The 26,694-nt window shown below is 61.3% G+C and carries 11 protein-coding genes; 4 read left to right on the forward strand and 7 right to left on the reverse strand.

Annotated features, from left to right (window positions below):
• Nucleotides 1-3: 3 nt before the first annotated feature.
• Together VL688_00095 and VL688_00100 are read right to left on the reverse strand one after the other, a co-directional pair.
• Nucleotides 4-1,443: an FAD-dependent oxidoreductase gene (locus VL688_00095; protein HTL46448.1), complete on the reverse strand. Its 1,440-nt coding sequence runs from the start codon at nucleotides 1,441-1,443 to the stop codon at nucleotides 4-6.
• 6 nt (nucleotides 1,444-1,449) lie between these two features.
• Entirely contained in the window at nucleotides 1,450-2,571 is a 1,122-nt protein-coding gene (locus VL688_00100) for a polysaccharide pyruvyl transferase family protein (GenBank protein ID HTL46449.1), read from the reverse strand.
• A gap of 247 nt (nucleotides 2,572-2,818) precedes the next feature.
• Between VL688_00100 and VL688_00105 the strand changes: the two genes are divergently transcribed.
• Together VL688_00105 and VL688_00110 are read left to right on the forward strand one after the other, a co-directional pair.
• Nucleotides 2,819-3,520 (forward strand): methyltransferase domain-containing protein, encoded by a 702-nt coding sequence (locus VL688_00105; GenBank protein HTL46450.1) that lies wholly within the window; start codon nucleotides 2,819-2,821, stop codon nucleotides 3,518-3,520.
• Nucleotides 3,517-4,749: an FAD-dependent monooxygenase gene (locus VL688_00110; GenBank protein ID HTL46451.1), complete on the forward strand. Its 1,233-nt coding sequence runs from the start codon at nucleotides 3,517-3,519 to the stop codon at nucleotides 4,747-4,749. The genes VL688_00105 and VL688_00110 overlap by 4 nt, the downstream gene beginning before the upstream one ends.
• Here the strand turns inward: VL688_00110 and VL688_00115 are convergent.
• The 3 genes from VL688_00115 to treZ form a co-directional block, all read right to left on the reverse strand.
• The gene (locus VL688_00115) at nucleotides 4,703-6,397 is read right to left on the reverse strand and encodes a chloride channel protein (GenBank protein ID HTL46452.1); all 1,695 of its coding nucleotides are present in this window, start codon (nucleotides 6,395-6,397) and stop codon (nucleotides 4,703-4,705) included. The genes VL688_00110 and VL688_00115 overlap by 47 nt on opposite strands.
• A gap of 172 nt (nucleotides 6,398-6,569) precedes the next feature.
• A complete protein-coding gene (locus VL688_00120; protein ID HTL46453.1) occupies nucleotides 6,570-8,627 on the reverse strand; it encodes an amylo-alpha-1,6-glucosidase in 2,058 nt (685 codons plus the stop codon).
• On the reverse strand, nucleotides 8,620-10,509 hold the full coding sequence (treZ, locus tag VL688_00125; GenBank protein ID HTL46454.1) for a malto-oligosyltrehalose trehalohydrolase: 1,890 nt from the start codon (nucleotides 10,507-10,509) through the stop codon (nucleotides 8,620-8,622). The genes VL688_00120 and treZ overlap by 8 nt, the downstream gene beginning before the upstream one ends.
• A gap of 287 nt (nucleotides 10,510-10,796) precedes the next feature.
• On the opposite strand from treZ, the gene VL688_00130 reads away from it, so the two are divergent.
• Nucleotides 10,797-11,678 (forward strand): hypothetical protein, encoded by an 882-nt coding sequence (locus tag VL688_00130; protein ID HTL46455.1) that lies wholly within the window; start codon nucleotides 10,797-10,799, stop codon nucleotides 11,676-11,678.
• A 44-nt stretch (nucleotides 11,679-11,722) separates the two neighbouring features.
• Here VL688_00130 and VL688_00135 read toward each other — a convergent pair whose 3' ends face one another.
• Nucleotides 11,723-12,721 (reverse strand): aldo/keto reductase, encoded by a 999-nt coding sequence (locus tag VL688_00135; protein HTL46456.1) that lies wholly within the window; start codon nucleotides 12,719-12,721, stop codon nucleotides 11,723-11,725.
• 148 nt (nucleotides 12,722-12,869) lie between these two features.
• Here VL688_00135 and VL688_00140 point away from each other — a divergent pair, with 148 nt between their 5' ends.
• Nucleotides 12,870-14,258: an aspartate ammonia-lyase gene (locus VL688_00140; GenBank protein HTL46457.1), complete on the forward strand. Its 1,389-nt coding sequence runs from the start codon at nucleotides 12,870-12,872 to the stop codon at nucleotides 14,256-14,258.
• Between the two features lie 67 nt (nucleotides 14,259-14,325).
• On the opposite strand, the gene VL688_00145 is transcribed toward VL688_00140, so the two are convergent.
• Nucleotides 14,326-26,643: a hypothetical protein gene (locus VL688_00145; protein HTL46458.1), complete on the reverse strand. Its 12,318-nt coding sequence runs from the start codon at nucleotides 26,641-26,643 to the stop codon at nucleotides 14,326-14,328.
• Nucleotides 26,644-26,694 lie beyond the last annotated feature (51 nt).

The following is a 26,694-nucleotide window of genomic DNA, read 5'->3' on the forward strand; positions in this document are numbered from 1 at the left end:
CTCCTACGATGCCTTTTGCATGGCGGCAGGCCGGCCCAGGTCCGCGCCCTGACGCAGCAGTTCAATCTGCACGTCTGTCGCCGGGATGTCGCGCGGCACTTTGCCGCGTTCGGCCGCAAGCGCCGCGCAAACGCCGGCGGCCTGGCCCGTCGCCATGGAAACCGGCATCACGCGGTACGAAGAATGCGCCTCGTGCGTTCCTGAGATACAGCGCCCCGCCACGATGAGCCCTTCCACATTCTGCGGCAAAAGGCAGCGCAGCGGGATGTCGTAGGCTTCCCCCGGCGGCAGATGCTTGAGCAGCGTGCCTGTCCCCTCGGGATTGTGAATGTCCAGCGGGTACGCGCTGCGGGCGATCACGTCCGTAAACTTTTTCGCGCTCAGGACGTCGTCGGCATTCAGCTGGTAATCGCCCACGATCCGGCGCGTCTCACGCACGCCTACATTAACGCCGCTTTGCGCCGCGTACGCCTTCTCGAAACCCGGCACGTACTTCTGCAGGAAAGCCGCGATCTGCCGCATCTGCCGCCGGCTCTGCCATTCCGCGTACGAAAGGTCCCACACATCCGTTCCGAGGACCCGCGTCACCCGCGTACTGTTCACGCTGAGCTCGCGCTCGTGCGGCGTGCCGAAAAAAAGAATGTCCTCGCGCGGCAGCTCCAGCTCGCCGGCCGCCGCGGCCTTGCGCACGAGATCCCACAGGCCGTGCACGCCGCGCCACTGGTCCGGATGCTGTTTGACGTAAGCATCGAAGGCGCTGTGCTCGAATTCCACCATGCGGAACATGAGCGTCATCGGCTGCACGAGCCGGTCTTCCTGGCGCCCGATCTCGAAAGGCGCGCCGCACCTTGCCGCGATGTCCGCGTCGCCCGTGCAATCCACGACCACACGCGCCCGCACGACAACAGGGCCGGATTTCGTCTCGAACACGGCGCCGCGCACCTTGCGGCCTTCCATGACCGCGTCGCTCGCAAAGGCATGGAAAAGAAAATGAACGCCCGCTTCGTCCAGCATGTCGAGCGCGGCCAGCTTGAAAACCTCCGGATCGAACGGCACGGTATAGCCGGTTTTCAGCGACGGCGGGATCGCGCCTCCGGATTTGACGAGCCGCTCGAGCAGCGCCTTCACCACGCCCGCGATCACGGCCTCGCCGCGCCCGTGGTCGGTCGGAAGCAGCGTGAGCGCGCCCTCTTTTTCCTTGCGCGGGTGCTGCGTGTGGAACGACATGAGCGGCATGACAAGCGCCGCCGTGGCGTTGCCGCCCAGAAATCCGTAGCGCTCGACCAGCACGACGTCCGCTCCCGCGGCCGCGGCGCCCACCGCCGCGCCGAGCCCGGCCGGGCCTCCGCCCACGACGAGGACATCCGTTTCCGCCGTCACTTCCGCTTTTCTCGGGGGAAGTTCCATCACCTGGGGCTGAGGCGGACGTCGCAGCACGGGCATGTTGTCTTACCTCGCCTTGAGAGCCAGGCCGTTCACGAAATCGCAGAGGATCTGGTTTGTTTTTTTCGCCTTTTCCTGGAGCGGCGGCAATTTTTCCTTCAGCTTTTCGACTGTTTCTTTCCGGTAATCCCAGGACCTGTCCAGATAGGCGCACAATTTTCCGGTATTCATCTGCGAAAGAGCGGGCATGGTCATGTCGAGATCCGCGAGCAGTCCCTTGACTTTGGAGGCGTACGGCAGCGGCACGAAGGGCACGTGCTGGATCGCGGAAAAAATCAACAGATGGAGCCTCATGCCCACGACAAAGGACATGCGGCTGACAAGGCCCAGGACCTGCGCGGACTTGTACTCGCCTTTCAGCACCATCGCGCGCTGCGCGTTCGCCATTTTCGCGATCACCGCGTGCGAATGCTGGGGGTCGCGGTTGACGCCCGCTTCCATGGGCACGAAGAGGATCTGCGCGTCGAAGCGCTCAACCATGAAATCCGCGGCATTGGCCAAGATGGTGTGGTAATGGTCAATGTCCAGATCCGGCGCCGCGGGACCGGGCTCCCTCACCGAAAAGCCGACGAGCGGCAGGTCCGGGTTGATCCCTTCTTTTTGCAGCATTTCCGGCGTAAAAGGCTGCGGCTTCAAAAGCAGCGCGGGGTCCGCGGTCACTTCGATCACGTGGTTGACGCCGAGATCATGAAGCTGCTTTTTCGCCTCGCTCTCGCGGACCGTGATGACGTCCACGTTGTCGAGCGTCTGCAAGACCAGCTGTTTGGTCTCCGCGCTTTTCAGCGGCCCCACGCTCACCGCGTAGATCATGACGGGCACTCCCAGCTCTTTGGCCCAGTTCACGTCGCGCAGGATGCGTTCGGCCATGGTATCGAACAGGATACCGCCGCCGCCCACGATGAAAAGGTCAAGCTTCGAGAGTTCTTTCAGCACTTCGTCCTTGTGCATGTCGCGGATCGGCACGGCCCGCACGTTGTGCCGCCGCTCCGTGTCCTCGACGCTGCGGGAAAAGACCACGGCCTCGACGTCGAGGCTCGCGCGCAGCTGCATCAAAATCGATTCCAGGATCGCTTCGTCGCCCAGATTCATGCCGCCGTACGAACCCGAAATGCCCACCCTGTACTTCATGTTTTACCCCGCTTTTTTATTTTTATCTACGGTAAGCCCGAACCTCGGCGGCGTCAAGCGCCCCAGCCCGAGGCGCGCGAATTTGAGGAAATCCCCGACGGCCTTTGAAAATTTTCCGGAAGAAAACCGCCTTTGGCCGCTCTCCTCATCCCTCTGCCGAACCGCTTTTCAGGGAGAGCCCGATGCTTTTTTCTTCCGGCAGGCCGATAATCTGGCGGGATACTCGATTTACCCGGAGGAGGAAAAAATGCAGGCGCTCGCGGAACGTCATCGGGTTCCGGAAATCATGGACGATCTTTATCTCGACAGGCCCGTGCACACGCAGGCGCTCGTGGGGCTGGCGGCGCTCAACCGCACGAGCTTCGCGGACCTCCTTTTCTGGGAGCCGCTGCGGAAGCACTTCCGCGGCCCGCACACCGCGCGTATCCTGGACATGGCCTGCGGCGCCGGGGACAACGCGCTGAGCCTGGCCCGCCGCGCCCGTAAAGAAGGCCTGCCTTACGATTTCGAAGGATGCGATTTCAATCCGCAGGCCGTGATTTTCGCGCGTCAGCGCGCCTGCCGCGAAGGCGTGGACGCGCGGTACTTCGTGATGGATGTCTTGAAGGAACCTGTGCCCGGCGGCTACGACGCGCTGCTCAACAGTCTTTTCCTGCACCACCTCGACGAGGAACAGCTGGCCGCTTTTCTCAAAAAACTGCTCGCCTCTTCCGCGAAGCTGATCGTGCTCACCGACCTGAAGCGTTCCTGGGCCGGGCTGGCCCTGGCCTACGTCGCGACGAGGCTGCTCACGCGCTCCCCGGTCGTGCATGCGGACGGCCCGCAGTCGGTGCGCGCCGCGCTCACGCCGCCGGAAATCATGAACGTCATCAGAAAAGCCGGACTTCCCCTGCCGCAGCTCGAGCACGTGTGGCCGGAGCGTTACCGGCTCGTGTGGTGGCGGCCATGAAACCTTTCGGACTCGCCTCAGGACTCGTGCAGGGCCGGACGGAAACAAGCCCCGAAGCGCGGCTCTGGGATTTCCTCGTGATCGGCGCGGGACCCGCGGGCTCGCTCGCGGCGCATGAACTTGCCAAGTACGGCGCGGCCGTGCTTCTCGTGGACAAAGCGGCTTTTCCCCGCCACAAACCCTGCGGCGGCTGTTTGAGCTGGCGCGCGCTGCGGGAGCTGGAACTCTCGGGGCTCGGCCATCTGGCGCGTGAGCTCGGGGCCAAACGCCTGGGCACGCTTTACCTCGGCGCCGAAGGAAGGCGCGCGCGCATCCGCATTCCCGAAAGCGCGGGCCTGTCGCGCGAATCTCTCGATGCCGCGCTCATCCACGAAGCCTGCGCGCAGGGCGTGACTTTCCTGCCGGAAACCAAAGGCGTTTTCGAAAAAGCGGAGGACAATGCCGCGGTCGTGCGCCTGGCCTCCGAAGGCCGCGAATTCACGGCGCGGGCGCGCATGGTGCTGGCGACCGACGGGCTGCTGGGAACCGCGCTGTCCGAATCCGAAAGCTATCCGAGCAGCGTGGCGCCGGATTCCATGGTGGGCGTTTCCACGGTGCTGGAAGCGGGCGCATCCCCCGCGGAAGAAGGAACGATCTACATGGCCTGCGGCAAGGAAGGTTATGTGGGTCTGGTGCGGCGGGAAGACGACAAGCTGGAAATCGCGGCGGCCCTGCGCCCGCAGTTTTTACGCGCGGCCGGAACGCCCGGCGCGTGCGCGGCGCTTTTCGACCAGGCAGGCTTCGACATTCCCGCAGGCCTCAAGAACGCGGACTGGAAAGGCACGGCGCCTCTCACGCGGGAACGCCAAATCCTGGCCGGACGCCGGCTTTTCATCCTGGGAGATGCGGCGGGCTACGTGGAACCTTTTACGGGCGAAGGCATTTACTGGGCTTTTCTTCAGGCGCGCGCGCTGACTTCGCTCCTCCACTCACTGCGCTTCGAATGGTATGACGCGCTGGAAGAGGAATGGCCGCGGCTTTACGCCAAGCTCATGGACAAACGACGGCGCGCCTGCCGCGCCATGACGCGCCTGCTGCGCTTCGCGGCGTTCCGGCGCGCGGTGCTGCGCGGGCTCGGACTCATGCCATGGCTTGCAGGTCCTGTGGTGAAATCCATTCATGGAAGCGGCCCGGAAAAAGAAACTAGCCGGCCTTACGCTGGTAGAGGACTTTCAAAAGCAGCGGCTTGACGGAGTAGATGGTCTTGCGGCGGCCGGTTTCTTCCAGCCGGCGGCGCCCCACGGAAAGGACGTCGCTGCGCGTGAGCATCGCGAGGATTTTGCGCGGATCTTTGCGGGAGACAACGGGCAGGCGCCCGATCTGTTCCTGAGCCATGATGTCCACGGCTTCCCGCACGGAACTATCGTCGTAAATCACAAGAGGCGTCCGCTTCACCAATTCGCGCACCGTCGTCTGCGGCGGCAATTGCCCCGGCATCAAATCTTTCAGCGTGATCACGCCGATCAAGCTTCCGTCTTTTTCCAGCACCGGAAAGCCCTGGTGCGTGGACCCGCTGATGCCCGAAACCACCCACTCGCGCGCCTTTTGCGCGGAATCATCGGCCTGCAGCGCGACCAGATGCCGCGAGCAGATTTCCTTCACCGGCACATGGCTCAGATAATCCGGGACATATTCGTTCGGGACCTTCCGGCCGCGCCGGTAAATTTTTTCGGTCATGATGGTGGTCTTCATGCAGATCGAGGAGATGAGATACGCCGCGGAGCAGCAGCCCAGAAGCGGCAAAAGCCCGAGGGGCTGGCGCGAGATTTCAAAGGCGAAGACGACGGACGCGAGAAACGCGTGCGAGGCCCCGGTAAAAACGGCCGCCATGCCGATCAGGGCCGCGAGGCGCGGATCAATGCCGGCCTGAGGCCACAGGTGCGCCGCCACGCCCCCAAGCGCGCCGCCCAGCGCGCCGCCGATCGTGAAAAGAGGCGCGAGTGTTCCGCCGGATGTGCCGCTGCCGATGGAAACTTCCCAGGAAATCAGTTTCAGGACGCCGAGAGTCAAGAGCGCATAGAGCCCGAAGTCGCCGTTCACGATGTGATTGATGTTTTCGTAGCCGATGCCGAGCGTGCGCGGGTCGAAGAACCCCACAATCCCGACTCCCAGGCCGCCGATCATCGGCCACCACATCCAGTGAAGGTGAATTTTTTCAAAGCCGTCTTCGATGAGATAAAGCAGCCGCACGAGGAGAACGGAAATGATCCCGAAGATCACGCCCATGCCGACGTAAAGGGCCAGCGCGGCTTCGGTGGGCTGCGTCATCGGGACCACGATGGTCGTAAAGGCCGCGGTTCCTCCGAAAAAGATGCGCACGGCCATGGCCGCGACGGTCGCCAGCGACACCGGAATGATGGAACTTGCGCGGTACTCGAAAAGAAGAAGCTCGATGGCGAGAAGCACGGCGGCTACCGGAGTTCCGAAAACCGCGGTCATGCCCGCGGCCGCTCCGGCTGCCAGCAGGGTCTTGCGTTCGGCCGCCGTAATCTTCATGAACTGCCCGACGATCGAACCGAGCGCTCCGCCGGTGGCGATGATCGGGCCTTCAGCGCCGAAAGGGCCGCCCGTGCCGATGGAAACCGCGGCGGACAAAGGCTTGAAGATCGCGACGCGCGGGGAAATCCGGCTCTCGTTGAAGAGCACCTGTTCCATGGCTTCGGGAATGCCGTGGCCGCGGATCGCGCTGGAACCGTATCGCGCCATGAGGCCCACGATGAAACCGCCGATCACGGGAACAATAATGACGAGAAGCCCGAGATGATGATCCGCGGGCGACGCGGGATGAAATGAGGCTCTTCCAAAAAAGGAGAGATTCGTCACAAAGTCGATCAGCATGACGAATCCGCGGGCAACAATCCCTACTAGAAAAGCAACAAGGATGGAGCAGAAGGAAATTTTGAGAGTACGAAGGTTCACTTTTTCATGGTAATACCGGCCTGCGGTTTAAACAAGGAAAAAATTCGGCTCACGGCCCTGCCCTAGAGATTCCTCCCGAGAAAAAGCCATGCTACACCGCCGCTTTCTGGCGGGCTTCGTCGCGCGCCTTGCGGGCCACGCGCTGGGCGTACATGAGGCGCAGTGCTTCGGCGACGCTCCAGGCCTGCGCGATGCAGCCTCCCGCTTCGAACGGTGCTTCCGCGTCGAAGACTTCGCTGATGGAGCCGATCCCGTCGTCGGCCAGATGCCTTTGCATCGCATCCTGGAAAACCTGGAACGCCTCCTTATCCCCATGCACCGCGTGCCAGGCACTAAGATAATGGCCGATGAGCCAGGGCCAGACCGAACCCTGATGGTACGCCGCGTCGCGCGCACGGCGGTCTCCGCGGTAATGCGGTTGGTATTCCGGATCGCCGGGGGCCAGCGTCCGCAGCCCGAACGGCGTGAACAGTTTGTCGCGCACGCTTTCCAGGACCGCCGGGCCGTAGTCTTTTTTCAGCAGCGGGTGGCGGAGCGAGAGCGTGAAAATCTGGTTGGGCCGCAGCTTCGCGTCGTCGCCTTTTTCTCCGTCCACGAGGTCGTAGAGGTAGCGGCCTTCCGCGTACCAGAAACGCTTGTGGAAAGATTCATGGACGCGCGCGGCGAGATCCGCGAAAAAGCCGCCGCAGGACGGCTCGCAGACCGCAGACCATTCCTCCATGAGCCGGAGCGCGTTGTACCAAAGCGCCTGGATCTCGACCGGCTTTCCCCGCCGCGGCGTCACGACCCAATCGTCGACCTTTGCGTCCATCCACGTCAGCGCGTAATGATCGATGGAGCCGCGGATGAGCCCGTCTTCTTTGTCCATGCCGATGCCGTACGCGGTGCCTTGGATGTGCTTTTCAATGACGGCCCGGAGCACCGGGAAAAGGATTTCCAGCGTCTGCGGGTCGTGCACGTATTGGAGGTAGCGTTCGAGCGCATGGAAATACCAGAACGTGGCGTCCACTGTATTGTAGACCGCCTGGTTATCGCCTTCGGGAAAGTGATTGGGCAAAAGCCCGTCGCGGATGTAATTCGCAAAGGTGCGGAGGATGGCCTTGGCCTCGTCGAAACGGCCCGTGCAAAGGCACAGCCCTTCGAGGCTGATCATGGTGTCGCGGCCCCAGTCGGTGAACCAATGATAACCGGCAATGACGGTGCGCACGTGCTCGCCTGAAGCCTTGATCAGCATGTTCTCGCGGACGCGGTTGCCGGGGAGGATGATGAATTGGTCCGCGGCCAGGACCAGTTCCGCGGCCATGCCCGACTGCATGGGCTCGGGCGCGGCCTGGAGCAGTTTGCGCAGCCGCGCGAGCTCGCTCTCCTGGATTTTGTCGAAATCCGCTTCGAGGTATTCCCAGGGCTCAGTGCTCGCAAAAAAAACAAGATGACGCCCGGGCTCGAGCGTGCCGCGGAAATAGCCGGGGCTGAAAAGAAATTCGCCGTCCGGGAGCCCGCGCTCTTTTTCCACGCGGTAAAAAAAATGATTTTTTTTCTCCTTCGAGCAGAAGATGGCATCCGGCCCGAGTCCCATCTTCAATTCAAAGCCCGCGTGCGGCTCGGCGTGGATTTCGTGCCGGCCCTGCTTGATTACGAACGTGAACGGCCACACCGCGGCCTCGGAAAGTTTTTCGTGCGAACGCATGCCGAAATACGGACGCAGGTGCAGCCTCACGGGCTCGCCTTCGATCATCCGGTATTCGACGTACACCGTGCTCATGCCGTGCGGCATCAGGAGCCGCTTTTCGAAAAGGCGTCCTTTCCACTCGAATTGCCAGACCGGCAGCCGCCATTCGAGGCGGAAGCTCTTCAGGCAGGCGGCCGCCTGGCTTTCGGATTGCCCGTCACGATTTTCCCCGCAGGAAAAAACAACGCGGTCCTTGCCGGCCTCGGCCGATTCCTCGAATTGCGGGACCAGCGACGTGCGGCCTCGGGGTGACGGAAGGTTCGGCACCAGAAGGCCGTGATAGCGCCGCGTGGACGCGCCGTGTACCGTGCCGGACGCATAGCCGCCCAGGCCGTTGGTCACGAGCCATTCCCGCTGCAGCAAGGCTTGCGCGTCCCCGCCGGCCTTCCAGGGAATGTCGATTACTCGGTTTTCAAGCATGGCGAGCTCCTTTCGCGTTCTTGGTCTCGTGCGCGGTGAAAAAAAGCGTCGTCTCGCCGGGGATGTTCCAGAAGGAAAAAGGCTGCTTTTTTTTCCGCCGTCCCGTGTAAGAAGGATCGCTGCTGGACAAAACAAGCTTCCACGAACGGCCTTGCGGCGAAACCATCAAGGGCTCGGGCATGGGATCGTAACGGAAAGCGGGGCCGAGGTTCACGACGAGCAGGCGGTCGCCGTCTTCCCCGCCATCGTAGCGCAGCACGAAGCACTGGTCGTTCAGCACGGCGCCGTCCAGCAGGTCCCAGGATTGCCGCGCGATCACCGGATCTTTTTTTCGCAGCGCGAGAAGGTCTTTATGAAAGCGGTAGGCGGGCGCGTTCTTGCGGCGCTCGGAAAAATCCAGCTTCGCGCGGTAAAACGTTTCCGGAGCGGAACTGTCCGGAATTTTCTTTTGCGCCTCGGGCTTCTTAAAAGAAGGAAACTGTTCAAAAAATTCCTTGCGGCCCTTGGTGACGAGCGGGGCCAGCTCGTGGTTGTGGTCGGCAAAAAAAGGAAACGGACTGGTGCTGCCGAATTCCTGCCCCATGAAAAGCAGCGGCGTGGCCGGAGACAGAAGCATCAGCGCCGTCAGCGCGCGATAGCGTTCCGGGCTTGAAATCACGTTGAGCCGTTCCCCGGAATAATAGTTGGCGATCTGGTCGTGGTTTTGCAGGAAATGCACGAAGGCCGGGGCCTGGAGGCCGCGCGTAGTCTCGCCGCGTTTCTTCTTTTGCCAGCGGTACCATTGGCCCTGGTACAAATGGCCGTGCCGCACCGCGGCGAGGATGTCCTGCGCCTTGCCGGGATAATCCGTGAAGTAGGCCTCGTTCATTCCGGTAAGGGCGACCCGTGCCGAATGATGGAAATCGTCGGCCCAGACCGCGTCGAGGCCGTAGCCACCTTCCGCCCGCGGCCTTATGAGGCGCGTTTGCTGCGGTTCGTTTTCCGCGAGGAGCACGATATTTCTGCCTCCGGCCGCGGCCCGGGTTTTCCGGGAAAGCTCCGCGAGAAAATATTCGCGGCTTGAATCGACGATGCTTTGCGTGGCGTCCAGACGCAGGCCGTCCATGTGGAATTCCGAAATCCAGTAGCAGGCGTTTTGAATCATGAAGTCCCTCACGGGACCCGAATCCTGGCCGTCGTAATTCGGCATCGGGCCCCATTCGCTTTTGTGCCGCGGCGAATTGTAATACTTGCTGAAGCAAAAAAGATAATTGCCGTCGGGCCCGAAATGGTTATAGACGACATCCAGGATAACGGCCATCCCGATCCGGTGCGCCGCGTTCACGAACCGCTTGAGCGCTTCGGCATCCCCATAGACGCGGCTGGGCGCAAAAAAATCCACCCCGTCATAACCCCAGTTCCATTTGCCGGGGAAATCCGCGACCGGCATCATTTCGATCATCGTAATGCCCGCGCGCTTCAGCTCCGGCAGCTGGCGCCGCGCCGCGTCCAGCGTTCCTTCGCGCGTGAACGTGCCGACATGCAATTCGTAAATCACCTGGCCTTTCACGGCCGCGCCTTTCCATGCGCGGTCGGTCCACCGGAACGCGGCCGGGTCCACGACCTGCGAAGGGCCGTGCGGCCCGCGCGGCTGGAAACGGGACACCGGATCCGGATATTTTTCTCCGCCGTCCAGACGGTACCAATAAGCCTGCCCCGCTTTCGCGCCGGGAACCTTGCCGGAATGGTAACCCCGGCTTTCGCGGCGCAGCGGAAAAGCGCGTCCGTTCTGGAAAAGGACTTCGACCTTCCGGGACGACGGCGCCCACACGCGGAAAAAGACGCCTCCTTTTTCAACGCGCGCGCCTAAAGAAAGCTCCCCATTTTTTGCTGTGCGACTCATGCGCGGACTCCCAACGGAAAAAAATCTCCGCGCCGTCGATCGGGCGGATCGGCAAAGCATCCGGCTTCACCGCCCGCATTCTACCTTCAGCGCTTTAAAAAGGCCGTCATGCTTTCTCTGAAAAAGGGGTGAGGTTTTCGGGGCGGGCCCACGGATTCCCATTAGGAGCAAATGGCCTTTCCCCCGATACTGCCGCATTTTCAGCCGCTCTAGAATGCCTTCACGTGACGAGATGACATTTCAGGATGGCCGACCCGATACTGGGGAAGGCGAAGAAGGAGGAAGCTATGATCGAAAAAACCAATTCAGTGACAACTTTTCGTCCCACGATAAGCTGGGGCGCTATTTTCGGCGGCTGGATCTTTGCCTATGCGTTTGCCATGCTGCTTTATTTACTCGGAGCGGCCGTCGGGGTGACGACTTTATCGGCGATGAACCGCATCGAGGGTGAAGTGACGATCGGGACGGGCGTGTGGATGGTCGCGGCCTGGATCATCGCTACGTTTACGGGTTCGGTGATCACGGGGAGGCTGGCGGGCTTCGAAAGACGCTCGAGCGGCGCTTTTCACGGGCTGATCGTCTGGGCCTTGTCCGGAATCATGACGCTTTTCCTGGGTACCGTTCAGGCCGGGATGGTTGCCGCCGCGGGCGCAGGAGCCACGCACGGCATCGTGCAGACGGCGCAGGGCCAGAACCTCGGCGGTCTCGGAGACGCGGCCAAGGCGGCGACGGCACGCGCTGTTTCAGGAGTGACCGGCGGACAGGTTTCCTCGGACAACATCAACCGCGCCATGAACGACCTGCAGCCTCAGGTCGCGCAGCAGGTCGCCGCGGCCATTGCCAAGGGAGACACCGAGAGCGCCAAACGCATGCTCGCGGACAACACCTCGCTCAGCGAGCAGGATATTAATCAGATCGTGGGCGGCGTGCAAGGTAAGACCGAGCAGGCGAAGGACAACGCGGGACGTGCCGCTGAAAAAGGCGGCGACGTGGCGAGCGCCGGGCTTTGGGCTTTCCTCATCGCGAGCCTGCTGGGCATGGGCGCGGGAGCGTGGGGCGGCGCCGTCGGTGCGACGATGGCCGTGAGAGCGTACGTGCGCGAAGGCCAGGAAGTGGAAATTTATTCCCACACGAATTACCAGGAACCGGAAGAACGGAAAGCCGTTTGAAGTCTTCCCCTCACCCTTCCCTCTCCCCGCTCGCGGGGAGAGGGTTAGGGAGAGGGGCGATTTGTTTCACGCGCGGCCGCCATTTCTTCTGCGCTGAGCGCCGGGAGATCGAGCGCGGCAAGCGCTTCCTTTAAATGAGCGCGGCGGCTGACGCCCGGGATCACGGTCGAAATTCCCGGCTGGTCCAGCACAAAACGGAGCGCGGCCTGCGCCATGCTCCTGCCTTCCTTTGCAAGAAAGCGGAATTTCTCCGCGCGCTTTTTCCGTTCCGCGATGACTTTGGGATGGCGTGTGACCTGGTCGGCCTTGGTATCCGACGCCCCGGTCAAAAGGCCGCGGGCAAACGGCAGTCTCGCGATAATGCCCGCGCCGGTTTGCGCGGCATGCGGCAGCAGGCCGTCCAGCGCCTCCTGATCAATCAGGTTTACCGTGACCTGCACGGGCACCGGCATCCGCTTCAGAAAATCCATCGCATCGCCCTCGGTAATGCAGGAAATGCCGTAATGGCGCACCTTCCCTTCCCTCTTCAGCTTTTCGAGCGTCTGCCAGATTTCTTCGATTTCCAGCAGCTTCGGAGACGGGTCATGGAGAAGAAACAGATCGACATAGTCCGTTTCCAGGCGGCGAAGCGAGGCCTCCGCGGCGCCGGCCAGATGGCGCGGCGAAAAATTCCGGTATTGGAAAAGATAGCGCGCTTCGTTGAGCGGGGCGCGGAAAGGACGCAGAAGCGGCGAGAGGAAAGACAGGCGCGGGCCCCACACCTGGCCCACGGTTCCGAGCCGCGTGTAAACGTAGCCCGCCTTGGTCGTGATGACGGCTTTGTCCCGGCGGCCTTTCAGGGCCTTCCCGATCAGCCGCTCGCTGTGACCGAGCGCATAAGAGTCGGCCGTGTCGAAGAAATTGATGCCGGCATCGAGGGCGGCCGAAAGCACGGCCAGCGCTTCCTTGTCGTCCTTATAATGGAAGCTGCCCCCCAGCGACTGGCAGCCCAGTCCCAGTTCGGTGACTTTGAGGTCGGTTTTTCCTAAAATTCTTGTTCTCATATTTGTCCAGCAAAGGTTAACTAGCCTTCAATCAGCCTCATGCATTCAAACCCATGGGGACAGGTCTAAAGACCTGTCCCCGTCCATGCAGCGGGAAAGGAACAAAGGATTATAGCCGCTCCTTTCCTTTTGCTATAATCCTTTTGCCATGAAAACACGCGTCGAAGAAGATTCTCTCGGCAGGAAAAGCGTGCCCGCCTCCGTTTATTACGGCGCGGAAACCGCGCGCGCGCTTGAAAACTTTCCCGTGACGGGACTGCGCTTCCACCCGGATTTCATCTGGGCGCTGGCCATGATCAAAAAGGCCTCGGCCCGCGCCAATCTCGCGCTGCGGCGCCTCGATGCCCGGCGCGCCCGCGCCATTGTCCGCGCCTGCGACGAAATCCTGGCCGGCAGGCTCGCGGATCAGTTCCCCACCGACGTGCTGCAGTCCGGGGCCGGCGTTTCCGCGCATATGAATTTCAACGAAGTCGCGGCCAACCGCACCCTTGAAATCCTCGGCCGCAAAAAAGGCGATTACGCTTTTCTGAACCCGCACGATCACGTGAATATGGGCCAGTCCACCAATGACGTGGTGCCGACCGCGATGCGGCTTGCCGCTTACAAGCTCGCGCGTTCTTTCGGCGAGTCGTCGCGCGTTCTCGAAACGTCTCTGAAGCGCAAAGCCGCGGCTTTCCAAAAAATCGTGAAGGCCGGAAGAACGCACCTGCAGGACGCGGCGCCCGTCACGCTCGGACAGGAATTCGGAGGCTGGGCACGCCAGTTTGAAAAAGCCCGCGGCCGCGTGGAAACACTGGCGGAAAACCTCCTGGAGCTCGGCCTCGGCGGCTCGGCCGTGGGCACAGGGCTCAACACCACGCTCGCCTACCGCCGCAAAGTCATCGGCTTCCTGAAATCCCAGACCGGTTTCCGCTTGCGCAGCGCCGCCGACCTTTTCGAAGTCATGCAGTCCGACGCGGACCTCGCCGCGGTTTCCGGAACGCTGCGGGATTATTCGCTTTCCCTGCTCCAGGTTTCCAATGACCTGCGTCTTCTGAGCTCCGGCCCTTTGACGGGCCTCGCGGAAATCCGGCTGCCGCCGCGCCAGCCCGGCTCGTCCATCATGCCGGGAAAAATCAATCCGGTGATGCCGGAAGCCGCGGCGCAATGCGCGTTCCAGGTCATCGGCAACGACGCGGCGGTCGCCATGGCCGCGGGCGCGGGCCAGCTCGAATTGAACGTCATGCGTCCGGTGATCGCGCACAACCTGCTGCAGTCGCTTGAAATCCTGAAGAACATCACGCGCCTTTTGAAAATCCATTGCATCGACGGCATCACCGCGGACGCGGCGCGCTGCGAGCATTACGCGGAAACAAGTTTCGGCATTGCCGCGGCGCTCAATCCCGTCATCGGATATTCGCAGGCCGCGGCGTGCGTGAAAGAAGCGCTGAAGACCGGCGAAACGCTGCGGGAAGTCGTGCTGCGGAAAAAACTCATGAAGCCTGCGGAACTCGAAAAAGTTTTATCGCCCGCCCATCTCACGCGGCCAAAAGCCTGACCTCGCCCCAAGCCCATTCCAAGGCTAACCCATTTGCTTTAAAAGAGTTACGGGACAACAAGAAAGCTTAAGCCGCGGCCTTGAGCTGCGCGGCGGTCTCGGCCTCGAGGGCAAGACGGCTGGCCATGTACTCGAAAGCGTTGAGCGCGCCTTCGTTTTCGATGCGGATCACTCCGTTTTCGAGGCGCTGCAGGCCATGGACGGTTTTGTTCGAAAGCGCAGTCACGCCGGCAAGAAGCAGCTGCGCGGGAGTGGCGGAAGCCGCCTTCGCGATCGGCTTTTCGTCGCCGAAGCGCGCGGCATCGAGCGATTCGCGGGCCTGCGACCGGCGCAGCATGTCTTCGGGATTGGGCGCGATCACCAGATCCGCCGGGCCTTCCACGCGCAATTTGGAATCGCGTTCGGGCGCGGTAAGAACCGCAAGGCTGCCGGAAGAAATGAGTTTGCGCGCCAGATTTCCCGAAACGCCGTTCAGCAGGCGGATCAGTTCTTTCTTGTCGTCGCGCGAATTCACGACGAGCCGCACGCGCACGTTCCGGTTCACGATGGCCGTATTGATGGCCGCATCGATGAGTCCCTGATAAAGCGCGGACCTGTCGGCATGCTCGCGCCACGCATCGCCCACTTGATACTCGAGCATCGCGCTTTGCTGGATCGAACGCAGAGCGGCAAGATAAGTTTCCGCGGCCGCGGTGTCTTCCTGGCTGAACTGCGGCGTTTCGGGAGCGGCATACCCCTGCGGCACGCCCAGGAGTCCCGACGCAGTCTGCAGGATCAGCGCGAGGCGTTCTCCGAAACGCGTGACGTCCGCGTCCAGGCGCGCCGTGCGGAACGCGCCGAACCTTCCAAACAAGTTTCCAAAAACGCCCAGCGGCGCGCCTCTTTCGGATTCTTTGAGCCCGAGCAGGTTGTCCGTCAGGACCGCGGCGTTCTGCACCGCTTCCTGTTCGGCTTCATCGATGCCGCGCATCACGCCTTTCCTCACCGCATCGGCCACAGCGGGCGCCGTCTGTCCCCCGGCCCTCAGCGCCTCCAAGTCCCGGGCGGCCTTCCCCGCATCAATCGCGGCGGCTCCGGTCAACGCCTGGGTCAGGCTTCGGAGTTCCGATTTCCCCAGCCAGAGTTCGTCCGCGGGCGCTTCCTTCGGCGGCTCCTGCGCCGCGGTTCCGTCGAAGCGTTGGACATTTTCCATCGTCGTTTTTTCGAAACCGGCGATAAGTCCGAGGATTTCCTTTTTGTCTCCGCTGCGGATGCCAATGGCCTCGAGATCATTCAGCGCGCCCTCCGTGATCGCCGCACCCCCGCGGCGAAGCAGTGAAAGGGCCAAAAGCTGATAAGCGCTTCCGAGTTTCCCGGTGACGGTGGGATCGCTGACGAATTCCGAATATTCCTTTTCCCTGCCCAAGGCCCGCCACAGCGATTTTGCCCAGGCTTTCCCCATCTCGCTGGCCATGACCGGATAAATATCATTGAAGTTGTTGTCGAGGGTGGTCCCCGGCGAAAAGAAGCGCTTGAGTTCCGGAATAAAAGCGCCTATGCGCTTATTGAAATCTTTCAGCTGATCCGCGGGCAGCGCGTCGGCAAGGCGGGCGAAGACCGCGGCGGCATCTCTCCAAACGAGAATTCCTGCCGGCGTGTTGGGAGCCGTTGCGGCTAGAAGCCTTTGGAGAATGCCGTCCAGCTTCACGAAATCCTCCGCCTTGAAATCGGCTTTGTAGCTGCGGTCGTCATGCACGCGCAGGACGGCGCTGATCACGGTAAGATACGTCGAAATTTTTTCCGGACTGAGCGCCCCGCCTTCCGTCGGCTCCAAACGGCCGACGAGGAGCCTGTAAACCGCCCCGAGATCTTCGACCCGGATGAGCGTCGACGCGAAATCGAGGGCCGAAATCCCGCTCAAACTCTGGGCGTCGGCCGGCATGTTGTCCAGATACGTCAGGATTTTTCCGCCCGCGCCGCGCATCATGTCCCGGTAACCTTCCCTTGTTTCTTCGTCCTGCGCGTAAGAATACCAGGACGCGGCAAGCTTCAAGGCGATCTGGGCCGCGCGCGCTCTCTCGGGCGCGGCTCCGGCAAGATCCGGAAGCGCGTCCAGCCACGCGGACACGAAGGCAAGACGCGTCTGCGGCGACAAAGATTTCGCGTAGCCGCGCCAGGTGTCGAAAATGTTATCGAGGGTCCCTGTGGCGTTCCGGGTATCTTTCAGCTGCCACTGGGTCTTGAGCGCGCCCGCGGCCGCCACGAGCGCGGGTTCCAGAGGTTTTACCAAGTGAGCGGGCCCGCCCAGCAAGGCCAGGCGCTGCGGGCGCAGGACGTTCAAGAGTTCCTCGAGCTTGATGCGCTGGAAAAGATCGTCGTCTTCGATCGACGCGGGATTTTCGAAAATCGCCTTGAGCCGTTCCGCGAGCCGGCCGAGCTCCTCGGGCGTCTGCTGGTCCAGAGTTTCGTAAAGCTGTTTGGCGGTCTCTCTCATGGCGCGGTGATTGGGGCGGCCTTTGAGCGCCAGGAATTGATTGAGCAGCGTGGTCGCAGCCGGCGTGTCGGTGCGCAATTCAGGCCGGCTGGCACCCCCAACTTCCGCTGTCAGCCAAAGATCGTCCGGCGGAGGTTCCTTTGAGGACTCAGCCGCGGCCGATGGGCCAAACCGTTTCAAATGCTCGAACGTGGCTTTTTTAAATTCGTCGACGAGACCGGCCATTTGCTTTTTATCCAGATCTTTCCGGGCGGCGAGGGAGGCCAGCTGGCTCAGCATGCCCGTCGTGACCTCACGCCCGCCGGGACCGCGCAGCCAGATGACCAGCGACGCATAGGCGCCTCCGAAGACTGAAATCAAAGAAGCTCCTTTACCATACCCCGCCGGCTTGGGCTCCTTTTCATTCCCCAGAATCCGCCACAGCGATTTCGCCCATGCTTCTCCAAGCGCGGTCGCCATCAGGTGGAAGGTAGAGTCATCACTCGAAGGCAGAGACTCGGGAGACGTATAATGACGCTGCAGCTCGGGAATCGCAGCCGCCATGCGCCGGTTCAGCGCTTCCATCCTGCTCGACGGCAGCAGGTCGACCAGAACGGATTGAACGGCGGCGCTCTCTCTCCAAAGGATCAGTCCTTCCGGCGTGCCGGGAGAGACCACTTGCAATTTCTCGAGAATGCCGTCGAGGCGCGTGAAGTCTTCCTGCGTAAAATCGTCTTTGATGCCGCGTTCCGCGTGCGCCTCGATCACCTCGTAGAGAACAGAAAGATAGATCACGCTTTTCATGGCGTCGGGAGTTTTACCCGCGGCCGCTTCGAGGCGCCCGACGAGGACCCGGTAAAATGCCCCGAGGTCCGGCATATGGCTGAACAGCTCCGGGGCCGCCAGGCCCGCGACAGCCGCATAGCCTTCCTTCGCGGCCGGCAGAAGCTCCAGATACCCAAGAAGTCTTTCCGAATCCTTGCGGATCATTTCCTGGAGGGGCACGGACGCCGCTTCGTAATCTTCGTACGGCTGCCATTCGTCGATCATGCCGAAGAAGCTCGCGAAGTTTTTGAGGCCTTCGGCCGACCCGGAAAACTCCGTGAACGCGTCGGCCCATTGGGCAGCGATGGCAAGGCGTGTTTGGGTGGAGAAAGTTTTTTTGTACCGGCGCCAGTCATTAAAAAGCCCTTTCAAAGCCAGCTCGATATTCTGGCGGTCTTCGAGCAGCGACTGCGATTTAATGACGCCCGCGGCCGCGACGAAAGCCGGATGCAGCGCCGCCGGGAGTTTGAATCCCGTCGATGCACGCGGCTGCATGGCTTTCAAAAGCGCTTCAAGCTTGCGGTTCTGATAAAACGGCGTGTCTGCGATTGACGCGGGATTTTCGAAAATCTTTTTGAGCCGGCCCCCAAGCTCTTCGAGTTCTTTCGGCTCTTGCTTATCCAGGCTGTCGAAAAGTTCCTTCAAGGCGCGCTCGCCGATTTGTCCTTTGACCAGGAACATGTCCAGCAAGAGGTTCGCGGGCATCGGCTCGGCGCGGAGTTCCGGCCGTTTCGTCTGCGTCCGCATCCACAGCTCGTCGTGCGCCGGAGGCTCCGCCGCGCTTTCTCCCGGCCGCTGCCGGGCCTGCTCATCTTCGGAAGCCGCCAGATAGCGTTCGATCTTCGGGAACCGTTCGCCCTGAGGAGCCTGCAGTGCCTGCAAGATTTCCCGCCAGATTTCCTTCCGCCGCACGGGTTTTCCGAAGAACGCGTTTTGAATCGCTTGGATCACCGGCCGCTCCTCCAGCACAGGCAGATCGGGCTTGCCGGTGCTCAGAAAGAAAACCAGAGTTCCCAGGACGTGGATAAAAGTGGTTTCATTCTGGCCGCTGAAGGCCTGGAGCGCGGCATCGTCTTCCACAAGCGGCGACAAAACATCTAAAACCTTGGCGGCTTGGCCGGCAGGAAAATCTTTCGTCCGCAATACATTCCCAAGGCCGAATAGAACATTACCCATTTCTGAAGAAAGATAGTTCCGCGACGCATCCGGCGCGGCGGTCAGGGACGATGCAAGCGGAGCGATCCGTCCGGCAAGCGACAAAGCAAAGCGCGCCCGGACTTCCAAAGGGATTTCCTCAAGAGGCCACGATTGCGTGGAACTGCCAACGCCGGAATAATCTCCGGCGGATCGGCTTTCATCGAGAAACAAATCCACGGCACTCCCCAAAACCGCGGATTGGACATTGCGCCCGATGACGGTGAAAGCAAGGGTCATTTCGTTCCAAAGCGGATTGAGCCTTCCTTTCTCCGAGATTTTATCGAAAGCTTCCCGGAACACTTCCACCATGCCTGGGCCGAATTTCAGCCCTCTGGGCAGGGCCTCTTCCAAAGCATAGAGCGCCAGGGCCCATTGCCTTAAAGCTTTAAAACCTTGCGGCGTTGAAGGATCGATTTCGCGGAGTATTTGACGCGCTCCCGAGATCAGTTCCTCGGATCCCAGGTTTCTGACAGGGACCCCCAACCTTTTGCCTAAAGCCTTGGTGCTCTCCCGGAATGCCGCCTCTGACGCTGGGGGCTCCTGCGCTATGAAGCTGGAAACAAGCTTCACAAATTCATCGTAGGCCGGCCGCTTTTGTTTGTTGAGGGGGGCCTGCTGCTCGTTGTACGTGCGCAATTCTCCGCGCAGCCACACTCCGTCGTCCGGCGCCTGATTTTCCGGCGCGGCCGATTCTTCCGCGGGCTTCTGCCGGGCCTGCTCATCTTCGAAGCCCGCCAGATAACTTTCCAGTTTTCCGAGCCGCACATCCGGAGCGGCCTGCAGCGCTTGCGCGATCCCGCCCCAAATTTTCGCGCGCTGCGCGGACTCGCCGGAGAAGGCGCTGCGCAGCGCTCCCATCAATTGCAGATTCACGGACGGTTTCCCGTTCGCATTTCCCGTAGAGAGAATCAAAACAAGCGAATACAGGACATCGATAAGCTTATTGTTGGGGTTGGCGCGAACCGTCTGGAAAAGAGCCTCTTCTCCGGCAAGAGGATTCAAAGAGTCCAAGATGCCGGCGGCCTGCCCGGCGGGAAATCCTTCGGCACCGGCGACGCGCCAAAGGCCGTCTAAAATATCGACGAGCTCTTCGTTAAGTTCCTTCTGCGTCACCTTGTCCGCGGGCGCGGCCAGAGCGCGCGCAACCGGCACCGCCCGCTGCGCCAGCGCCAGCCCGAGACGCGAAAGATCGGCCGGAAGCATTTTGTGGCGCGGCAGGGACTGCATGGCAAGCCCCGCATAGGCATAATTTCCGCCGGCCCTGCTTTCTTCAAGCAAAAGGTCCACGGTGCCCGCGATAATCGACAAATCGAACTTGCTGGCGATCACGGAATACGCGGCCATAATGCTGGCCCAAAGCGGGTTCTTCGATCCTTTTTCTTTTTCCGGGATTTTGCTTAACGCTTCCCGGAACAGATCGAGAATCTCAACGCCGAAGATCTGGCCGCTGGGCATCGAACGTTCCAGGACCTGGAACGTGAGGACCCATTGGCGGAAAGCGCTGCGGCCTTCCGGCGTGGCCGTATCAACGCGTTCGAAGGCTTGCCGCAGCCCCGCCACAATCGAGCTAGGTTTCAATTTACGGACCGGTCCTTCGAGCTTGTTCCTAAAAGCGTCCGAGGCGAAATAAGAGCCCACTTCTCCCGGCGGAGCTTCCTGAGTCATGAATTCGGCGACAAGCTTTACAAATTCATCGTAAGCCGCCCGCTCGCCTTCCTCCGGCTGCACACGGAGCTCGCCTTTGAGCCAAAGCGTCTCATCCGGCTCAGCGGCGGCGGGAGTTTCCCCGGCAGGAGCGGTTTGACGGGTTTCGACATCGGCCAGGATGTCCAGGTATCCATTCAGAAGACCGCTCATCTTATCGGGATCGGTGACTTCTTTGAGTCTTGTAAGCAGCTCGTTCCACCGCCCGGCCCGGATAAACAACGGCTTCTCGCCGTAACCCCGGAAGAAACTTGCGCTTTGCCTGCCGAAGAAACCCTCGAAAACATTTTTCGCCGCGTCACGATTTTCTCCGTCGATGCCGAGATCCTGGAGAAGCAATTCCGACAGGACTTGCGCCGGCACTTCCGAAACGGTCGGCTGCGCCGCCTTCAGCGCCCGGAGATAATTGTCCCGGAAAGCCGCGCCCGGTTCCCCCTGCGGCAAACCGCGGATAGACAGCATAAATTGGCCATACGCGGCGAGCTCTTCCACATCGAAAGTTTTCGCGCTCGAAAGATAATCCCTCACCCAGGCCGCGGCGCGACGCTTAAGCTCGGCCGCGTTTTCCGGCTGCAAGGTGGTTAGGTGGCTAAAGGCTTTCATCAGGAAGGCCCGCGCATTCTGGGCCCCCGGCGTTTCGCCTTTCGCGTTTTCCAGAAGCTGCAGGACGCGCGGCGCCAGGACGCGGACGGCCGCGTCGTCTTTCGCGTTGATCACGGCGCGGTAAAGAAGGTCCGACAGAGCGCTCTGTTCCAGGCCTCTTTCCGTCAAGGAAGCCGCGGCCTTCTCCAGCGCCTTGAGCCACGTTTCGGCAAAGGCCGGATAGAGAGAGAAATCCTTCTGCCCGCCCGGCTTTTCGTATTCCACCATCAATTCCAGAAGAAACGCGCGGTAAAAATCGCTTTTCCCCGCGCTGTTGGGATCGGAGTGATCGAGCGCGGCCAGAACGCCGGCAACCTGCGCGGCTTTGTCCACGGCTTGTGCCCGAGGAATCCGTCCGGCAAAAGCCACGGGAATGTCCGTCCAATGCTCGACCTGCCGGGAAGGCCCCGCGTACAGGACATTCACGGCTTCGTCCCACATGGCATCAAGCATCGACGCAGGCGCCGAACTAATCGTTCCATCCAGCCCCCACAAAACCGGCACGGTCGAATTTTTATCCAAATTTTCGCGAGCCCGGGCCACGACTCTCTTGAAATCTTCGATCGACCGCAGTTCGGAAGGTTTTGCCCCGGCTTCCACCGCCGTCCAGAGATCGTCCGCGGGCGCGGGTTTTTCGGCTTTGCCCGGCTGCAGGCGTTCGGCGTCGTGCCTCAATCCCCTCGCGTATTCCCCGAGTCTCTGGATTCGCAGCGCTCTATCGTCCTGAGTTTGCTCCATGAAAGCGACGGCCTGCCGCATCACCGGCGCAATGCGTTCCCGCGCCGGACGCGCCAGATTCGTCTTCAAGGCAGCTTCATAAATCAGGGCAAGATTATGGTTCACGTCGTCGCTCGTATCGCGCGGAGTTTCGAGGCCTTGCACGCGATAGTGGAGGACGGCGAGAAAACGCCCGAAGGCGTTGTCGAAATTCGTATCGCTCTTCCATACCTTCTCGCCCTTTTCGTAGGCGTCATAAGCGGCGTCCTGGATAAGGCCCAGATCTTCCGGCCCTGCCCGTCTGGCCATTTCTCCAAACTCGTCGATGACATACGCCCAATTCTCGACCCGCGCTCCTTTAGCGGCCATCTCATTGGCGAGACCCTGCAAAAGGCGCACGAGTTCCGGAAACTCCGACAAGGAAATCCGGGGAATGAGATAAGCCAAGCCCGAGACCAGGCTTTTGGCGCCCGCCAGCTTTCCCGCATTCGCCGCTTGTATCGCGGCATAACCTTCCGTCCAGCGGCGCACGGCATTTTTGAGACCGTCCTCGTCCAGGCTTTGGAAAATGCGGCCCATCGCAACCATGATCAGATCGCGGACCTGCTCGGACAGCCAATCGTTTCCTTTGACCGCCTGCCAGGAAGCCATCAGCGTTTCCGTCGTGGCCGCGCGTTCTTCACCGCCCTCGTCATCCGGCAGCCCGACCAGGGCGTAGGCAAGTCCGTACCAGTAAGCGTTGAGCTGGTCTTCCGACGTCCAGGGGCGGCCGAACCGTTCGCGGATTCCCGCCATCGCGGCCGGGACATGTTCCGGCAGGATCTGGTGAAAAACGGCTTCCGTCTCCTGGCTGAAGTTGCTGGCGATCGTCGATACGGGTTCTCCGGGCTCGAGGTCTCTGACCATGTCTTGGAACATTTTGTCGAGCTCCGCCAAAGCATCGTCGGCGGTCCGGGTCCGCATCTCCGAATGCTGCGGCTCGGCATCCGCCGCCCACAGCCAAAGCGTTTCGTCAACCGTGCCTTCTCCGGGTCCGGGCTTGGTCTCGGCCGCCGGCTGCCCGCGCGTGACGGAATCGTTTTGTCCTCCCACGAATTCCGCGACTTTTCCGCGGAAAATTTCCGGCGTCGCCGAGCTTTCCGCAAAGGCCAGAAACTGGGCAAAACGCGCGGGCATTTCCGCCGTGTTGGTCTTCGCGCCTTCCAAAGCCGGGAAAAGAGCTTCGGCCAGCATGAGCTCCACGAAACGATTCGCCATGCTTTTCTCGATTTTGCCCTTTTGCATGAGAATGCCGGCAAGGACGTGGACCATGTAACGCCGCGCTTTGTTCTCCTGCTTTCCGGTGGGCGAACCTTCCATCTTCCGCCAGGCTTCGAAAATGGCGTCGACGTACGGCTGCAGATCCGACAGTTCGGCGATGGAGAGGGCGCGGCCCAGCACGAAAACCAAAGCGCTGCGGGCCTTGTGGGCTGGCGCCGCAATCCCGTCAATGGACGTCAGAAGATCTTTCAGGACCGGGGCCAAGCCGGCCATCGCTTCGCGGAAACGGACTTCCGCGTCTCCGTCGATCGGCGGATCCGTCATAAGATTTTTGAGAACCTCATGCGCCGCTTCGTAAAATCCGAAATGCGCTTCGGTCTCTCCGCGCATCCGGAAAAGCACGCGCCCCAGGGCCGCGGCATAGTCCGCATAGGCGTCCTTCCCGAGCGCCTTCACGCTTTCCGACAGCGCGAATGCGAGCCCGCGGCCCGCCTCAGCCGCCTCCACCGATCCACCGTCGAGCTCTTCCAGTTTTTTCAAAATACTTGCCGACAAATCCACGCTTGCGAACGGAAGGCTCGACAGCGATTGATACAGGGCATCGCCCAGGGCGGCCAGTGCTTTCAACCCTTCGGGTGTTTTGGCATCGGTTCTTCCAAGGGCCTCGGCAAAAATACGCCCGGGCTCGCCCTTCACTTCGTCGCTGGGCCCGAAGGCATGCGCTCCGGCTTCGAGCGCTTCCGCAATGCCTTCCACAACGACAAGGTCGGCAGGCGCTTCCGCGAGCAGCGCGAGAAGCCGTTGATATGCGTCCCGCTTTCCTTCGCCGCTCAGGCTCCGGCCCAAAATCAGCGGCAGGGCCTGGGCCGTTTCGCGCCGGAACGCGGCTTCGGCGGGAGAAGCTCCTTTGTAAGTCTCGAGGTCCTCCACCAGCACCCGGCTCGTTACATTGTAAATTTCGGGAATGAGTTTCGTCGTCTTTCCGGACTCTTTCAGCACGCGCAGAAGGCCGGACCGCGCCCGGAAAGAAAGCTCGCTGCGGTCCTGCATGCGTTTTAACTGCGCCGTGGCCGCCGCGATCGCCTGGCGCAGCGTAGTCTGCGCCTGCAGATCCTTTTCCCGGACGGCCGTGCCCGTCTGTCCGGGGTGCTCCTTGAGAGCCTCGACAGCCTCTTCGGCCCGGAGGGACAATTCAAACGCGATTGCGAGACGCGTGCGGTGCGATTCCTTGTCCTCTTTCGTAACCGCTTCCAGCGCGAGCACGAGCTGCGAAGCATCCATGCGCGAGTAGGGCGTGGCCTTGACGTCTTCGTCCTCATCTCCAAAAATTGCGGCCCTGAGCTCGTTTCTTCTCCGAGTCCAAATACCGTCATCGGGCACGGCATCTTCGGAGACACCTCCGGATTTGCCGGACAGCCGGGCCATGTCGTCCTGCAGCTTTTTCAGATAGTCGCCCAACTTCCGTCCGCGCGACTCCGCATCCGCCGCGGGCCCCATTTCATGCAGCAAATCTTCCCATTTTCCGGCATAAGCAAACAGGCCGACAGCCTTGTCCGTGTCCGGCGGCGCGGCGACTTTCGAAAAGAGGGAGCGCGCGGAAGGCAAAATCTCGTCTTCCTGCACTTCATCCAGGCCGAGATCGGCGGCAAGCATGCGCGCCAGCGTTTCCGGGATGCCGCTTTTCAAGGCCTCGGCATTTTTCCGCGACGCGTCGAGCATGAAACCGCGCGCGAGAAGCCGCTCGTCTTTGCCCATGGAGGCGTAAGCATACCCCAGGATATCGACGATCATGACCATGTCCGGAGAAGCGAGCTGCTTGTCCAGGTCCGTCATGATCTGCCGCATCTGCGCCAGGGCCCAATTTCCGGCGCGGCGCAGCACCTCCGGGTCCCTGTCCGTAAGCGTAAGCGCATAAGAGAGTCCGTTCGCGATTTCCGCACGGGCGATTTCGGCCTTGGACCGGTCCGCGGACATTTTTTCGAGGAGGCTGATCATGCGCGCCGTAAGCCCCGGAATGGACGGATGATTTCCCGCATAACGCAATCCCAGGTTCACAAACCCCGCAAGAAGGCCGAGCTTCTCCTCTTCCTTCCAGTCGCCTTTTGCCGCGGCCTGTTCCACGGCCGTAAGCGCTGTGTCGGAGGCGAGGAGGGCCAGGTCATGATCCCCAAGGTTCATCACCAGGCCATTCACATATTCCACGGTCAGCTCCGATTGCCCGGCATAGCCGGCAGCCTTCGCATCGAGGGCTTGCAGGGCGCCGATTTTCCGCCTTGCCAAACTCTGCGCATTCAGATCGTGCGCGCGGCTTGCGAGCTGCCGCACGACGCTGAGCAGCGTAGGATGCAAGGACGCGTCAAGCGCCGGAGGATTTAGCAGGAGGTCATCCAGGAACGCTTCATACTTTTCGCCGGGCAGCTGCGGCACCAGGTTGAGCAGTTCCCGCAGCAGCGCGTTTTGCTGCTCGACCTTTCCGGCCCCCGCTTCGCGCAGGCTCCGGACGATTTCCGCAGCGCGCATTTCGGCGTGCAGCCAGACGCCGTCATCAGGCGCCGGCTTTTCTTCGGCCTTGCCGGTCTGGCGGTTGAGTTCGTCGCGCAGCGTCCCGGGAAGTTCCGCAAGCCTTTGACCGCGCACCTGGGCGGTGCTGGCTCCCTTAAAAATCGCGATAAGGTTCGGCATGAAGTTATCCATCGCGAAAGGCGTTTTCTTGCCGTCATCCGAAGTCACGGCGAAAATCAAAGCCAGCTGCTCAAGAATTTTATCTCCTTCACCGCCCTCGCGCAGATTCTGCTCGTCCACGAAAGCCTGCATGTAGGCGGTCGCAAGCCCGACGCGCATGAGCTGGGCATCCTTGGTCGTCCCCCGGACACTTTCAAGCAGGTCTTTGAGCTCCGCCATCATCGCGATCCGGTCCTCGCGTCTGAATGCCGGCCGCGCCACGATCTTTCCCAGCCCTTGAGCGGCCTGACGCAGGGTGAGCTCGTCATAGCCGGTCCCCTTTACCGCCTGCAGGAATTCGACATGGGCATCGGCGAGCTTTTTGAGATCGGCGCCCGACATCCGGATCGACATGTCGGCCGTGAACGCGATCAATTCTTTCGTGCGGTTCATGTTCGCCGGCGCGAGTTTGATTTGTTCCAGAAGAAAATCCAGGGCCCCGCTCAGATCGGATTCCGGCAGGCTCCGCTTTCCAAGCTCGACAAGCGCACGCAGCCAACGCTGCCGGGTGTAGGGCGCGGAGTCGCCTTCGATTTTGCCAAACGCCTTGCGAATGACCGCGAGGAGCCCGGGATATTCCAGGTTCGAGCCGTCCACGACGCTGCCGTGATAAAGCAGGTTTGCTTTCGCCATGGCGTCGAGCACATTCCCCCAGCGGCCGATGTCCCTGGCGCCCTCACGGAAAGAATCGCGGCCGGAGATGGAATCGAGAATGGCCTCGTAATCTTTGACGAACGCCGCGCCGAACTTTACAGGATCGGGATCCTCGCTTTCATAAGCCGCTTGATACAAGGCTTCCGCGAGTAAATATTCCACGTCCTCAGTCACCGGCACGCCCTGCCGGCCCTGCATGTACATCTCCATCATTTGCCGCGGCGTTTTGCCGGCAAAAGGATTGTTCTCTTCGGTCCTCAGTTC

Source organism: Verrucomicrobiia bacterium, assembly GCA_035495615.1.
In the GTDB taxonomy this organism is placed as follows: Bacteria; Omnitrophota; Omnitrophia; order Omnitrophales; family Aquincolibacteriaceae; genus DATJFP01.